Here is a 14,191-nt window from a genome sequence, read left to right on the forward strand (position 1 = left end):
AATGCATCTGCTACTGACCCACCGCCATCGGGAGCAAGCCCCCTCCCACAGGGGATTTTCTTGGGCTGGGAGACTGAGCTCTACAGCAGGGAGATTGGATAGCTGATAAAGATCCGGTTTTCGTCGAACTCGTTGGTGCTGAAATCCCGACGCATGGTCGAGTTCCGCCACTTAACGTTCAGGTTCTTCAACGCACCGCTCTGCACGGTGTAGGCCAGCTCCGACTCACGCCCCCACTCCTTGCCATCAGTGATCGCCCCGGTGTGCACGTTGCTGCCGCTGATGTAGCGGTTCATCAGGGTCAGCCCCGGTACGCCGAGCACCACGAAGTTGAAGTCATGTCGCACCTGCCAGGATTTTTCCTTGGCGTTGTCATAGCTGGCGTTGTAACTGTCGTTGGCCAGGGTGCCGCCGCTGGTGCCGTTGACGCGCATCCACACGCTGTCGCCGGTGAGTTTTTGCAGGCCCACATAGAAGGTGTTGCCGCCGTATTTGGCCGAGAGCAGGGCGAAGGTGGTCTTGTTGTCCAGGTCGCCGGCCAGGGCGCTGCCGTCTTCCTTGCCGCTGAAGAAACCGAGGTTGGCGCCCAACGTCCAGTCGCCTACCGGCTGGCTGTGGGTGAGGTTGACGTAGCGCTGCTGGTAAATGTCGCTCAGTTCGGCGTACCACAGGCCGACCTGGGTGCGCTTGTCATTGAAGCTGTATTCGCCGCCGCCGAAGTTGAACCGGTCGGAGGTGAATGCCGCTTTGCCGTTCATGAACATGTCTTCCATGCTCGCGTCGTTGCGCGGGCTGTTGCCACGGAACTGGCCGCCGTAAAGGGTCAGGCCGGCGATCTCGTTGGACGTCACCTGGCCGCCGCGAAAGGTCTGGGGCAGGGAGCGACCATCGTCGGAACGCAGGATCGGCAGCACCGGCATCCATTCGCCGACCTTCAGTTCGGTCTTCGACAGTCGGGTTTTCAGCGCCACACCCAGGCGTCCGAAGTTGTCGGCGGGGCGGCCGTCATCGTGGATTGGCAGCAATTGGGTACCGCCAGTGCCTTTGCCGCCATCCAGTTTCTGGGAATACAGGCCCAACACATCAAGGCCGAAACCCACCGTGCCCTGGGTGAAGCCCGACTTGGCATCGAGAATGAAACTCTGCGTCCACTCTTCGGCCTTGCCCTGGGCGTTTGCCGGGTTGGTGAAGTTGCGGTTGAAGTAGGCGTTGCGCAGGTTGAGCGTGGCTTTGGCGTCGTCGACAAAACCTTCGGCGTGGGTGATGAGGGGCAGGGTGAAGGCCAGGCCGCCGAGACCGATAAGGCCGATACACGACGAGGAATTACGGGCGAATTGACTCACAGTGACGCTCCCTTTGATTTGTTGTTTTTATTATTTGTTATACGTCGTCGTACAACACCAGGGCGGATATTTGCGGGGTTTTCGTGGAGTGTCAAGCAGAAGTTATACGATGACTAAGTGAAGGCGGGAACAGTCAATGTGGGAGGGGCGGTGCGAGGATTCGACGTGCCCCCGATAGCAGTGGGTCAGCCGCAGATGATGTCGCTGATACACCGCCATCGGAAGCCAGGCGAATCGTCGCACCGCCCCTTGTATATTCAGTCAGCCAGGACCATCGGCGGCAAAGTGCCGAGGAGCGAAACAGCGGCTACTGCGCAAACACCCAGCAGCCACTCCACCATCACGCTGACCTTCAAACTGCCCAACTGCTGTTCGCAACGATCAAGGCGCAGCCGGTTCAGCAGTGCCAGGGCCAACATGCCCAACACCAGCATCACCTTGATCAACAGAATCAGGGAAAAACCACTGAACAACGGCGTGGGCCACAGTTGCCCGGTCAGTACGCGCACATTGATCAAGCCAGTCACCAGCAGGCCCGCGACCAGGCCATAGCCCACGCCGCTGAAACGACGCAGGACAGGTGCCAGCTCATCACGGTTCGATTGCCTGAGGATCATAACCAGCAGCAATAACCCACCCAACCATGCACCGACGCACATCAGGTGCACCACCTGGTTGAGGATCAACAGCTGCCCGCTCAGCCCGTCGAGCATGGCGCCATGGCCGACCGGCGCGAGGGTCATCAGCAAGAGTGTGATCAGCGGCAGGCGCGGGGCCTTCCACTCGGTCATCAGGGCGATGGCCAGCAACCCATTCAACATCAGATGCCAGGTCCATACCTGGCCAAAAAAGGTCTTGCCCAGCACCAACTTCACGGTCGACGGTTCCAACGCTGCCGCCCATGAGCCCGCCATGCTGACGGTGATCAACATTAACCAGATCACACCCGACGCGAGGGCAGTCCATGCCAGGCCACGGGTCAGGCGCAACAATTGTCGGTCCAGCACGGGCTGCGGTTTGGCGCCCAGGAGCCAGGGCCTGAACACACAGGCCCCGAACATCAGCAACACGACGATGAAATGCACAAAGCGGCACAGCACCAGCAGCGTCGCCATGGATTATTGGCCGACCTTGAAGCTGTATTCGCCGTTGCTCTTGTGGGTGTCGACCGAGACGGCATTCCACACCACCTTGTAGTTACCGGCCGCCAATGGCGCGGCCGGGGTGACTACGAGGGTTTTCTTGTCGGCGCCTTCGGTATCCAGGCCCTTGATGGCGATTTCGGTGCCGTCCTTGCTCAGGGATACCTTGGTGAAGGTGGCTTCGATGCCTTCGCTGAAGGTCAGGCGCAGATCCTGGGGGGCCGTTACAGTGCTGTCTGCCGCAGGCGTGGCGCTTTTGAGATGAGCATGGGCAAATGCTGCGGAGGCACCCAGCAGGGAGGCGAGCAGGGCGACAGTGGTCAGGGTTTTCTTGATCAACATTGTGCAATACCCATCAATGGTTAGGAGCGGGCAGTGTACGAAGTTTCGACTGCGCCTGTCGCCCCGATCTAGAGCGGGTGGTAGTCTTTGGCGTATGTCTTTGTCAGGGAGCCCTTATGGGCAATCACAAGATCGGAATTCGTCGGATCAACGTCGAAAAAATCCTGCTGGCGGCGGAGAAAATCTTCGCCGAGAAAGGCTACGGCAGCACCGCCATGGCCGACATTGCTGAAGAAGCGCAACTGCCGCGCTCTAACCTGCATTACTACTTCACCACCAAAAGCGAACTGTACAGCGCCGTGCTGTTCGACCTGCTGGAGGTGTGGAAACAGGACGCCCTGAGCTTCGAAACCTTCGATGACCCGCGTGTGGTCCTCAGCAGTTACATCCGCGCCAAGATGCAGCGCTCACGCACGCGGCCCTATGGTTCGAAGGTCTGGGCCAACGAAATTATCCACGGCGCGCCAACACTCGGTGAGGCGCTGGACGAGAGCCTGTACGACTGGGCCAAGATGAAGGAAGCGAAAATTCGCCAGTGGGTGGAAGACAAACGCATCCTGCCGGTGGAGCCATCGAGCCTGCTGTATATGATCTGGGCATCGACCCAGCACTATGCCGACTTTGACCACCAAGTGAAGATTTTGAATGATCACCAGCCGTTGTCGGATATGCAGTTCGAGAAGGCGATCCAGACGGTGACAGGTGTGATTTTGCGCGGGATTGGGTTGGAGCCTTGAGTGGTGTGGTGGGGCTTAGGGCCTCATCGGGGGCAAGTCGAATTGTCGCACCGCCCCTCCCACCTTTACTGCATTTTGTCTGAAAGAATGCAGACAACTGTGGGAGGGGGCTTTACTGCATTTTGTCTGAAAGAATGCAGACCATTGTGGGAGGGGGCTTGCCCCCGATAGCGGCCTACAGGCCTACACCGCCTCCCGGTAGGGATTCCTCGGATCCTGCGTCCAATTCAAAAACGGCTTGCCCGTATCGATAGGCACCATCTCGATACAATCCGCCACTGGGCAGGTGATCTGGCACAGGTTGCAGCCCACGCACTCATCATCGATCACCTCGTACTTATGCGTGCCGTCCGCCTGCTTCAAGCTGGCGATGGCCTGGTGCGAGGTATCCTCACAGGCAATATGGCAACGCCCACAGCCAATGCACGCCTCTTGGTCGATCTTGGCGATCACCTGGTAGTTGATGTCCAGGTACTTCCAGTCCGTTGTATTGCCCACCGCCCGCCCGGAAAACTCTTGCAAGCTCGCGTAACCCTGGCTGTCCATCCACCGCGACAGCCCGTCCTTCATCTCCTCCACGATGCGAAAACCATGCAGCATCGCCGCCGTGCACACTTGCACCGCGCCGCAACCGAGGGCGACAAATTCAGCGGCGTCGCGCCAGTTGCCGATGCCGCCAATGCCGCAGATCGGCAGGCCTTTTGTCTGCGGGTCGCGGGCGATTTCCGCGACCATGTTCAAGGCGATCGGCTTGACCGCTGACCCGCAATAACCGCCGTGGGTGCTTTGCGTACCGACGATGGGCAGGGCGACCATGCGATCCAGGTCCACGCTGGTGATGGAATTGATGGTGTTGATCAGCGACACCGCGTCCGCACCGCCGCGATAGGCCGCCCGCGCCGCCACACGGATGTCGGTGATGTTCGGCGTGAGCTTGACGATCACCGGTAGCGAGCAATAGGTCTTGCACCAGCGCGTCACCTGTTCCACATACTCCGGCACCTGGCCTACCGCCGCGCCCATACCGCGCTCGGGCATGCCGTGGGGGCAGCCGAAGTTCAGCTCGATACCGTCGCAACCGGTGGCTTCCACCAGGGGCAGAATGTTTTTCCAGGACTCTTCAACACACGGCACCATCAGCGACACGATCAGCGCGCGGTCGGGCCAATCCTTTTTCACCTGGGTGATTTCCCGCAGGTTGATTTCCAGGGAACGGTCGGTGATCAGCTCGATGTTGTTGATGCCCAACACTTCACGGTTGGCGCCGAAGTGCGCCGAGTAACGTGACGACACGTTGACCGCTGCGGGGTCCTCACCCAGGGTCTTCCACACCACGCCGCCCCAGCCTGCTTCAAACGCACGCACCACGTTGTACGCCTTATCGGTGGGCGGCGCGGAGGCCAGCCAGAACGGGTTGGGAGCTTTGATACCGGCGAAGACAATCGAGAGATCGGCCATTACGCAGCCTCCACATTGAGCATGAGTTGGGCGTGCATGGCTTCGGCGGCCAGCTTACCGTGTTGCACTGCCTGTACGGTGAGGTCCTGGCCGAGGCTGACGCAGTCGCCGCCGGCGTAGACCCCAGGGATGCTGGTGCGTAGCTGTTGGTCGACGAAGATGCGCTCGCCCACGCGGTGCAGCTGTTGCGCCAGGGGATCGTGCAATGCGTCGTTGTCGAAGCCTTGACCAATGGCCTTGAAGATTGCATCGGCAGCCAGTTCGAAGGTTTCCCCGGTGGGGAGCAGGCGGCCGTTTTCCACGCGGGTTCGGGCGAAGCGCATGCCGCGTACGTGGCCCTTGTCATCCAGCAGCACTTCTTCGGGCTGTGCCCAGGTTAACAGGCGCACCTGATTAGCCTTGGCGATGTCTTGTTCATGGTGAGTGGCGCCCATATCGGCAAGGCCACGGCGGTAGACGAGGTTCACATCGCGGGCGCCGAGGCGGGCCATCTGCACGGCCATGTCGATGGCGGTGTTGCCGGCGCCGAGCACGATGCAGCGGTCGGCCAGGGGCAGTTGAGTCAGGTCATCGGCCTGGCGCAGCTCGCGGATGTAATCGGTGGCGGCGAGCAGGCCGGGGGCGTCTTCGTGGGGCAGCCCCAGTTGTTTGCTGGCGGCGAGACCCAGGCCGAGGAATACCGAATCGAATTGTTGATGCAGTTCGCTCAAGGTCAGGTTGTCACCCAGGCGCTGGCCGTGGCGGATCTCGATGCCGCCGATTTGCAGGAGAAAATCCAACTCCTTCTGGGCAAAGTCGTCCACCAGTTTGTATTTGGCGATCCCGTATTCATTCAGGCCGCCTGCTTTTTCCTTGGCTTCGAAAATCACCACGTCGTGGCCATGCAGGGCTGCGCGATGGGCACAGGCCAGACCGGCTGGCCCGGCGCCCACCACGGCGATGCGCTTGCCGGTGGAAGCGGCGCGCTGGAAGGGGTGTTCGCTGAAGTGCGCATTGTCGATGGCGTAGCGTTGCAACAGGCCGATCAGCACGGGCGCGCATTCTTCGCTGTTGTTACGCACGCAGGCTTGTTGGCAGAGAATTTCGGTGGGGCAGACCCGGGCGCAGCTGCCGCCGAGGATATTGGCCGAGAGGATTTTCTGCGCTGCGCCCTGGACGTTGTCGGTGTGGATATTGCGAATGAACGACGGGATGTCGATTTCGCTGGGGCACGCGTTCACGCACGGGGCGTCGTAGCAATACAGGCAGCGCGAGGCTTCCAGTTGGGCCTGGCGGGCGTTGAGGGGCGGCGCCAGGTCGGTGAAATGGCTGGCGAGGGTGGCCCCGTCTTCATGGGGATGGGGGAGGTGGGTCAGGGTCTGGATCACGGTGTCGGCCTCACGGTTTTTTTGGATTGCCTCTAAGTGGGCATTTTTGTTGCCTGTACTGGCCTCATCGGGGGCAAGCCCCCTCCCACATTCGACCGAGTTGTATCTGAATGAATGCGGTCAAGCGTGGGAGGGGGCTTGCCCCCGATGGCGGTCTCAGCGCTTCACAGCTACGGGTTTGGAATGCTCGGCCCGCTTGCTCAACTGCTCAAACACCGACGGATACGCCGGCCGTTCCACATACCGCCCGGCCCCGCGTTCGGCGCGCAGGTCGCCATCGGCCCAGACCAGTTTGCCCTGGCTGATGGTGTGGCTCGGTACGCCGCGCACGGTCTTGCCTTCGAAGATGTTGAAGTCGACCTTTTGATGGTGCGTCTTGGCGGAAATGGTCCGCGTGCCTTCGGGGTCCCACAGCACCAGGTCGGCATCCGCACCCACGCGGATCGCGCCTTTGCGTGGGTACAGGTTGAAGATCTTCGCGGTGTTGGTGGAGGTCAGCGCGACAAACTCCTGCATCGACAGGCGCCCGGTATTGACGCCTTCGTGCCACAGCAGCGCCATGCGGTCTTCGATACCGGCGGTGCCGTTGGGGATCTTGCTGAAGTCGTCACGCCCGGCGGCTTTTTGCTCGGCGCAGAAGCAGCAGTGGTCGGTGGCGGTGGTGTGCAGGTTGCCCGATTGCAAGCCATGCCACAGCGCTTCCTGGTGCCCGCGCGGGCGGAACGGCGGGCTCATCACATAGCCGGCGGCGGTTTGCCAGTCGGGGTGTTGGTAGACGCTGTCGTCCAGCAGCAAGTGGCCGGCGAGCACTTCGCCGTACACAGCCTGGCCTTTGCCACGGGCATAGGTGATTTCATCCAGCGCTTCTTTGGTGGACACGTGCACCAGGTACAGCGGCGTGCCGATCGTCTCGGCGATACGGATCGCACGGCTGGCCGCTTCACCTTCTACCTGGGACGGGCGCGACAGCGGGTGCGCCTCCGGCCCGGTGATGCCCTGGGCCATCAACTTGCGTTGCAGGTGATACACCAACTCGCCATTTTCGGCATGCACGGTGGGCACGGCGCCGAGTTCCAGGCAGCGCTCGAAGCTGGCGACCAGGGTGTCGTCGGCCGCCATGATTGCGTTCTTGTAGGCCATGAAGTGCTTGAAGCTGTTGATGCCGTGATGGCTGACCAGCTCGGCCATTTCCTCGCGCACCTGTTCGCTCCACCAGGTGATTGCAACGTGGAAGCCGTAGTCGGATGCCGATTTTTCGGCCCAGCCGCGCCATTGGTGAAACGCTTCCATCAAGGACTGCTGCGGGTTGGGGATCACAAAATCGATGATGGAGGTGGTGCCTCCGGCCAAGCCCGCTGCTGTACCACTGAAAAAGTCTTCACTGGCCACGGTGCCCATGAAAGGCAGTTGCATGTGGGTATGGGGGTCGATGCCGCCGGGCATCAAGTATTGGCCGCTGCCATCGAGTATTTCAGTGCCGGCGGGAATATCCAGATCCGTGCCAATGGCGCGAATTAGACCGCCTGCGCATAACACATCGGCGCGGTAACTTTCATCATGGGTAATAACGGTAGCGCCACGGATCAACAGCGACATGTCGAGTTCCTCACAGGCTTGACCGGCTTGTGCCAGTTCTAAGTGTTGTAATACTGCTGCCGATGGTCGGTTAATTCCTGTCATCGGTGACAGGAATAGAAACTAGCCCGAGTTTTTCGATTGAGCAAGAAGATTTTTAATAAGCTTATATCCATATTAAGTATCTGATTTATAAGGATTAAAAATTAACATCACCAAAATGTAGCGGCCTCTCACCATTTTGACGCACTTGACAGGATCTCAATATGAGCAACATTTCTTATTGCAAATCAGACGGTTGAGATATGCCTCTTGACGGGGCTGGGAAATAAAAATAATTGTGTTGCACCAGATTGAGTCCTGACAGTTCGGGCAACTTCTACGTTATTCGGCCTGAGTCACGTGGCAAGTACCGCAGGTTCAATCGGAAAGCTGATTAACATCAGTCAGTTATATGAGCGGTAAGGGTGTGGTAGCGGTTTTCGGCACGGTTATTGAGTGCAGAAACGGCTGGCCGGGCCCGTGATGTCATGTTGTTTACGAGGTACTCCGGCCACCTGCACTCACCACGCAGGTGAGCAAAAATAATTCGAAAAAACCGTGGAGCGGCCATGCAACAGAACAGATCGCAAGTCATAGAACGCAACGGCCTGTACGAACTCGACGCCGGCCCCGACGTCCTCGACAGCCCTCGCTATAACCACGACATGGCACCGACCAAGGTGCATGAACGAACCTGGAACAAATGGCACATCACCGCGCTGTGGGTCGGCATGTCGATCTGCGTGCCCACCTACACGCTGGGTGGGGTGCTGACCGCTTACTTCGGGTTGTCGGTGGGCGAGGCGCTGATGGCGATTTTGCTCGCCAATATCGTGGTGCTGATTCCGCTGACCCTCAACGCCTTCCCCGGCACCAAGTACGGCATTCCGTTTCCGGTGTTGCTGCGTTCGTCTTTCGGGATCCTCGGTTCCAACGTGCCGTGCCTCATCCGCGCGCTGGTGGCGTGCGGCTGGTTTGGTATCCAGACGATGTTTGGCGGACTGGCGATTCACCTGTTCCTGGGGTCGATTTTCGAGGGGTGGAAGTCCCTAGGCGGCACCGGTGAAGTGATCGGCTTCATGATTTTCTGGTGTCTGAATTTGTGGGTCGTATTGCGTGGCGCCGAGTCGATCAAGCGCCTGGAAACCCTGTCGGCGCCGTTGCTGGTAGCTGTGGGCATTGGCCTGCTGGTGTGGGCGATGCCGAATGTATCTATCAGCGAGTTGATGGCTATTCCTCCCAAGCGCCCTGAAGGGGCGAGCCTCACCGGTTATTTCATGGCCGGCCTTACCGCGATGGTGGGCTTCTGGGCCACCTTGTCGCTGAATATTCCCGATTTCAGCCGCTACGCCAAAAGCCAGAAGGATCAGATCCTCGGGCAGATTTTCGGCCTGCCGCTGACCATGTTTCTGTTCGCCGCCCTCGGCGTGATCATGACCGCCGCGTCAGTGAAGCTGGTAGGCGTCAGCGTGTCCGATCCGGTGACCCTGATCGGTCATATCCAGAGCCCGGTGTGGGTGGCCGTGGCCATGGCGCTGATCATCGTCGCGACCTTGTCCACCAACACTGCCGCGAACATCGTCTCGCCCACCAACGACTTCCAGAACATCGCGCCCAAGCTGATCAACCGCACCACGGCGGTGATCCTCACCGGCCTGGTCGGGCTGGTATTGATGGGCCATGAACTGCTGAAAAAACTCGGCCTGATCGTCTCGGATGTGAGCCTGGAAACCGTGTATTCCAACTGGTTGCTGGGTTACTCAAGTTTGCTGGGCCCGATTGCCGGGATCATGGTGGTGGACTACTTCATCACTCGCAAACAGCAACTGGACCTGGCCGGTTTGTACCGCGACGACGTATACCCGGCGTGGAACTGGAGCGGCTTTATCGCCTTTGGCGTGCCGGTGGTGTTGACGTTGCTGTCGTTGGGCAGTGATGCGTTCAGCTGGTTCTACAGCTACGGCTGGTTTACCGGTTCGGCGTTGGGCGGGTTGTTGTATTACGGCCTGAATGCCAGGCGCGGAATCAGCCCGGTCGTTGTCAATTCATAAGAAATACAAGCCTGAGGAGATCCCCATGAACGCTGCCCTTGACGTTCTGCAATCGACCCACCAGCACATCAACCGCGACCGCTTGTGGCAGTCGCTGATGGACCTGGCCAAACTCGGTGCCACCCCCAAGGGCGGCGTGTGCCGCCTGGCCCTCACCGACCTCGACCGAAAGGCCCGCGACCTGTTTGTGCAGTGGTGCGAAGACGCCGGTTGCACCGTGACCGTCGACGGCATTGGCAATATTTTCGCGCGCCGTCCCGGTCGTAATCCCAACCTGCCGCCCGTGATGACCGGCAGCCATATCGACACTCAGCCCACGGGCGGCAAGTTTGATGGCTGCTTTGGTGTATTAGCCGGGGTGGAAGTGCTGCGCACCCTGAACGATCTGAATATCGAAACGGAAGCGCCGCTGGAAGTGGTGGTGTGGACCAACGAGGAAGGCTCGCGCTTCCCGCCTTGCATGATGGGCTCCGGAGTGTTTGCTGAGAAATTCACCCTGGCGGAGACGCTGACCAAAGTCGATGCGGATGGCGTGAGCGTGGGTGATGCGTTGAATGCGATTGGCTACGCGGGAACCCGTCCTGAGAGTGGGCACAAGGTCGGTGCGTATTTCGAAGCGCATATCGAACAAGGGCCGATTCTTGAGGATGAGAAGAAGACCATCGGCGTGGTACTCGGCGCCCTCGGACAAAAGTGGTTCGACCTGAAGCTGCGCGGCGTTGAAGCGCATGCGGGGCCGACACCGATGCACCTGCGCAAGGACGCCCTGGTAGGCGCGGCGGCAGTGGTGGCGGCGGTGAATGCGGCGGCGTTGGGGCATCAGCCCCATGCTTGCGGGACCGTGGGTTGCCTGCAGGCGTATCCCGGCTCACGCAACGTCATTCCTGGCGAAGTGCGCATGACCCTGGACTTCCGTCACTTGGAACCGGCGCGCTTGGATTCGATGATTGCCGAGGTGCGCAAGGTCATTGATGACACCTGCGCCAAGCATGGCTTGAGTTTTGAAATGGAACCCACGGCCGACTTCCCGCCGCTGTACTTCGACAAAGGCTGCGTTGACGCCGTGCGCGATGCGGCGAATGGGCTGGGCTTGTCGAACATGGACATCGTCAGCGGGGCAGGTCACGACGCGATCTTCGTCGCCGAGTTGGGGCCGGCGGGGATGATCTTTGTACCGTGTGAGGGGGGGATCAGCCATAACGAGATCGAGAATGCCGCCCCGGATGATCTGGCGGCAGGGTGTGCGGTATTGCTGCGCGCCATGGTGGCTGCTTCAGCAGCCATCGCCAGCGGCAAACTCGCGGCCTGAAATGCCGGTAAAAAATGTGGGAGGGGGCTTGCTCCCGATAGCGGTGTATCAGTTACAGATAATCTGACTGACCTACCGCAATCGGGAGCAAGCCCCCTCCCACATTTGAACGGTGTTGTTTCAGCTAATGTTGCCAGACGTTAGACCCAGATGGCATCCCACAATGGGTAGTCGCCAATCCGCTCCACCAGGCCCGCTCGCAATGGATTGGCCACCACCTATCGGGCCATTTTTACGGTATTGCTGCGCGCGATGGTGGCTGCGTCGGCAGCCATCGCCAGCGGCAAACTCGCCGCCTGAAATGCCGGTAAAAAATGTGGGAGGGTGTTGTTTCAGCTAATGTTGCCAGACGTTAGACCCAGATGGCATCCCACAGCGGGTAGTCGCCAATCCGCTCCACCAAGCCCGCTCGCAATGGATTAGCCACCACCTATCGGGCCATTTTCTCGGTATTGCTGCGCGCCATGGTGGCTGCATCGGCAGCCATCGCCAGCGGCAAACGCGCCGCCTGAAATGCGGGTAAAAAATGTGGGAGGGGGCTTGCTCCCGATAGCGGTGTATCAGTTGCAGATGAACTGACTGACTTACCGCAATCGGGAGCAAGCCCCCTCCCACATTTGAACGGTGTTGTTTCAGCTAATGTTGCCGGACGTTAGACCCAGATGGCATCCCACAGTGGGTAGTCGCCAATCCGCTCCACCAGGCCCGCTCGCAATGGATTAGCCACCACATACCGGGCCATTTTCACCAAGTCATCTTCCTTGCGTAGCGCCCGGTCATGGAAGCTCTCTTGCCAAAGCCGCCCCTTGCGTCCGCTTGCACCATTAACGGTCCTGGTGCTTTTTGACTTCACCTGGCACATCAAGTCCGCCAGCGAGCCTTTTTTCAGTTCAAGCAGCCAGTGGAAATGGTCCGGCATGATCACCCATGCCAGGGAATTGGCCAGCCCTTGGTACTGAGCCAGCCGAAATTGCCAGACCACTAAGCGAGCGAGATGGAAGTTGTTGAATATCGGTATGCGTTCGTGGGTGTTGGTGGTGATGAGGTAAATGCGGTTGGGTTCGCTGAAGCGGCCGATGCGCAGGCGGTGTGAAGCGGGTAAATCTGCCATTCCCTGGCCCTCTCTAGATGTGCTTAGAGAGGCTAGATTGGAGAGCAAGAGGTTGATGGGCAGGCTTTTGGCAGGATGTGTCTGGACGGTCGCCATCGGGGGCAAGCCCCCTCCCACATTGGCTTAGCGGTGCTTATACATTATGTGTCTGACGCAGAATCAGTGTGGGAGGGGGCTTGCCCCCGATGGCGGTATTTCATTCAAGGCATCATTAACTGACCCACCGTTATAGAGAGCAAGTCGCACCGCCCCTCCCAGACCTAGAGCCGTGCCAGGTCCGAGAATGATGTCAGGCGCCAGGTTGCCAGCCGCCGCCGAGTGCCGTCACGAGTCCTACACTGGCCTGCAACTGCCGCGTCTGCACCGCCTGCAATGTCCGTTGCGCTTGCAACGCCGCCGTCTGCGCCGTCACCACATCCAGGTAACTCACCGCACCTGCTTGATAGCTGTTCATCGCCAATGATTGCGTATGTTGCGCCGCGTCCGCCGCCGCTTGCTCATCCTGCGCTTCCTGCTGCAAATCCCGCAGTTGCGCGAGGTTATCTTCCACCTCACGCACGGCCTTCAGTACCTGGCTGCGGTACTGCGCGGACGCTTCTTCAAACTCGGCCTTGGCCTGGCGTTCATTGGCGCTCAGGCGCCCGCCATCAAAGATCGGCAAATTCATTAACGGCCCCAGCGCCCAATACCGATTACCCGCCGAGAGCAAATTCCCCACGCCCTGCGTTTGCCCGCCGATCAGCCCGGTCAAACTGAAATCCGGATACCACGCCGCCTTGGCTACGCCGATATTCGCGTTGGCCGCAAACACCCGGCGCTCTGCCGCCGCAATGTCCGGGCGACGTTGCAGCAGGTGGCTTGGCAGCTGCGACGGAACCCCTGGCAGGGCGATCAGTTGCTGGCCGGGCGGCAGCGTAAAGTCGCTGGCTGCCACACCCACCAATTCACCGATGGCGTGCTCGGTGAGGTTGCGTTGCCCGCGTACCTCATCCAATTGCGCCCTGGCCTGCGCCAGTTGATTTTGCGCACGGGTCAGGTCCAGCTCCGAGGCTATCTGGCCCTTGTAACGGCTGCGGGTCAGTTGCAGTGCCTGGCTGAAATCCTCCAGCGAGCCAGTAAGAATCCGGCTCTGTGCATCCAGCCCATTGAGCTGCACGTACAAGGTCGCCAACTGACGCTGCAAACTCAGGCGCGCCACCGCCAGGTCATCCCCGGACGCTTGCGCCTGGGCGTCACCGGCCGCGACCTGATTGCGAATTTTGCCCCACAGGTCCAGGTCGTAACTCAATGAAAAACCGGCGGTGTTGCTGTTGTACACCGACGGCTGCGTCTCCCCCCGTAGCGGCCGCGAGTCAGATTGGCGCTGCCGCAACGGTTGTGCGCTGGCGGTAATCTGCGGGAACAGCCCGGCGTGTAACTGACTGGCATAGGCTTGGGACGCATCGAAGTGCGCCAGCGCTGCAGCCAAGTCCGGGTTGGCCTTGAGCAATTGCTGTTGCAGGTCATTCAGGCGCGAATCGTTGTAGAGCTTCCACCATTCGGGAGCCAGTTGGTCGGACGGCTGCGCGCTGTGCCAGTGGCCGTCGCTGGTCTGTTCGCGGTAGTTGGCTGGCAGGTCAATCGACGGCACCTTGTAGGTCGGCGCCATCGAGCAACCTTGCAATACCAGCAGCGTCAACGCAGCGAGTGGTTTAAGCCCTGTGCGCATGCGCAC

11 protein-coding genes and 2 pseudogenes are annotated in these 14,191 nt (G+C 59.9%); 3 read left to right on the top strand and 10 right to left on the bottom strand.

Annotated features, from left to right (window positions below):
• Positions 1-80 precede the first annotated feature (80 nt).
• The 3 genes from ACVWXD_RS06305 to copC form a co-directional block, all read right to left on the bottom strand.
• Positions 81-1,343: an OprD family porin gene (locus ACVWXD_RS06305; protein WP_032889938.1), complete on the bottom strand. Its 1,263-nt coding sequence runs from the start codon at positions 1,341-1,343 to the stop codon at positions 81-83.
• Positions 1,344-1,600: 257 nt separating this feature from the next.
• Positions 1,601-2,458 (bottom strand): copper homeostasis membrane protein CopD, encoded by an 858-nt coding sequence (copD, locus tag ACVWXD_RS06310; RefSeq protein ID WP_457370789.1) that lies wholly within the window; start codon positions 2,456-2,458, stop codon positions 1,601-1,603.
• A gap of 3 nt (positions 2,459-2,461) precedes the next feature.
• Complete coding sequence (gene copC, locus ACVWXD_RS06315; RefSeq protein ID WP_032889934.1) at positions 2,462-2,827, bottom strand: copper homeostasis periplasmic binding protein CopC; 366 nt, start codon at positions 2,825-2,827, stop codon at positions 2,462-2,464.
• Between the two features lie 116 nt (positions 2,828-2,943).
• Here copC and ACVWXD_RS06320 point away from each other — a divergent pair, with 116 nt between their 5' ends.
• Positions 2,944-3,564 (top strand): TetR/AcrR family transcriptional regulator, encoded by a 621-nt coding sequence (locus ACVWXD_RS06320; RefSeq protein ID WP_032889933.1) that lies wholly within the window; start codon positions 2,944-2,946, stop codon positions 3,562-3,564.
• A 183-nt stretch (positions 3,565-3,747) separates the two neighbouring features.
• Here ACVWXD_RS06320 and preA read toward each other — a convergent pair whose 3' ends face one another.
• The 3 genes from preA to hydA form a co-directional block, all read right to left on the bottom strand.
• On the bottom strand, positions 3,748-5,022 hold the full coding sequence (gene preA / locus ACVWXD_RS06325) for an NAD-dependent dihydropyrimidine dehydrogenase subunit PreA (protein ID WP_032889931.1): 1,275 nt from the start codon (positions 5,020-5,022) through the stop codon (positions 3,748-3,750).
• Entirely contained in the window at positions 5,022-6,389 is a 1,368-nt protein-coding gene (locus tag ACVWXD_RS06330; protein WP_457370790.1) for an NAD(P)-dependent oxidoreductase, read from the bottom strand. The genes preA and ACVWXD_RS06330 overlap by 1 nt, the downstream gene beginning before the upstream one ends.
• Before the next feature lie 156 nt (positions 6,390-6,545).
• Positions 6,546-7,985 carry a dihydropyrimidinase gene (gene hydA, locus ACVWXD_RS06335; protein WP_122680595.1) on the bottom strand — a complete coding sequence of 480 codons (1,440 nt, stop codon included), beginning with the start codon at positions 7,983-7,985 and terminating at the stop codon, positions 6,546-6,548.
• Positions 7,986-8,575: 590 nt separating this feature from the next.
• Between hydA and ACVWXD_RS06340 the strand changes: the two genes are divergently transcribed.
• Positions 8,576-10,057 carry an NCS1 family nucleobase:cation symporter-1 gene (locus tag ACVWXD_RS06340; protein WP_032889926.1) on the top strand — a complete coding sequence of 494 codons (1,482 nt, stop codon included), beginning with the start codon at positions 8,576-8,578 and terminating at the stop codon, positions 10,055-10,057.
• A gap of 25 nt (positions 10,058-10,082) precedes the next feature.
• Positions 10,083-11,366 (top strand): Zn-dependent hydrolase, encoded by a 1,284-nt coding sequence (locus ACVWXD_RS06345; RefSeq protein ID WP_457370791.1) that lies wholly within the window; start codon positions 10,083-10,085, stop codon positions 11,364-11,366.
• Positions 11,367-11,506: 140 nt separating this feature from the next.
• On the opposite strand, the pseudogene ACVWXD_RS06350 reads toward ACVWXD_RS06345, so the two are convergent.
• The 4 genes and pseudogenes from ACVWXD_RS06350 to ACVWXD_RS06365 all read right to left on the bottom strand — a co-directional run.
• Positions 11,507-11,602: pseudogene (locus ACVWXD_RS06350) on the bottom strand (REP-associated tyrosine transposase); the annotation flags it as partial.
• Positions 11,603-11,718: 116 nt separating this feature from the next.
• Positions 11,719-11,796 (bottom strand): annotated as a pseudogene (locus ACVWXD_RS06355) (REP-associated tyrosine transposase); the annotation flags it as partial.
• A 222-nt stretch (positions 11,797-12,018) separates the two neighbouring features.
• Complete coding sequence (locus tag ACVWXD_RS06360) at positions 12,019-12,477, bottom strand: REP-associated tyrosine transposase (protein ID WP_095184376.1); 459 nt, start codon at positions 12,475-12,477, stop codon at positions 12,019-12,021.
• A gap of 289 nt (positions 12,478-12,766) precedes the next feature.
• Positions 12,767-14,185: an efflux transporter outer membrane subunit gene (locus ACVWXD_RS06365; protein ID WP_457371578.1), complete on the bottom strand. Its 1,419-nt coding sequence runs from the start codon at positions 14,183-14,185 to the stop codon at positions 12,767-12,769.
• Positions 14,186-14,191: the final 6 nt, after the last annotated feature.

The sequence above is a fragment of the Pseudomonas sp. TE3911 genome (assembly GCF_054062775.1).

Bases quoted from the DNA above. Each gene is read 5' to 3' on its own strand.
- copD (WP_457370789.1), bottom strand. From the start codon at position 2,458: ATGGCGACGCTGCTGGTGCTGTGCCGCTTTGTGCATTTCATCGTCGTG.
- copC (WP_032889934.1), bottom strand. From the start codon at position 2,827: ATGTTGATCAAGAAAACCCTGACCACTGTCGCCCTGCTCGCCTCCCTG.
- ACVWXD_RS06320 (WP_032889933.1), top strand. From the start codon at position 2,944: ATGGGCAATCACAAGATCGGAATTCGTCGGATCAACGTCGAAAAAATC.
- preA (WP_032889931.1), bottom strand. From the start codon at position 5,022: ATGGCCGATCTCTCGATTGTCTTCGCCGGTATCAAAGCTCCCAACCCG.
- hydA (WP_122680595.1), bottom strand. From the start codon at position 7,985: ATGTCGCTGTTGATCCGTGGCGCTACCGTTATTACCCATGATGAAAGT.
- ACVWXD_RS06340 (WP_032889926.1), top strand. From the start codon at position 8,576: ATGCAACAGAACAGATCGCAAGTCATAGAACGCAACGGCCTGTACGAA.
- ACVWXD_RS06345 (WP_457370791.1), top strand. From the start codon at position 10,083: ATGAACGCTGCCCTTGACGTTCTGCAATCGACCCACCAGCACATCAAC.
- ACVWXD_RS06360 (WP_095184376.1), bottom strand. From the start codon at position 12,477: ATGGCAGATTTACCCGCTTCACACCGCCTGCGCATCGGCCGCTTCAGC.
- ACVWXD_RS06365 (WP_457371578.1), bottom strand. From the start codon at position 14,185: ATGCGCACAGGGCTTAAACCACTCGCTGCGTTGACGCTGCTGGTATTG.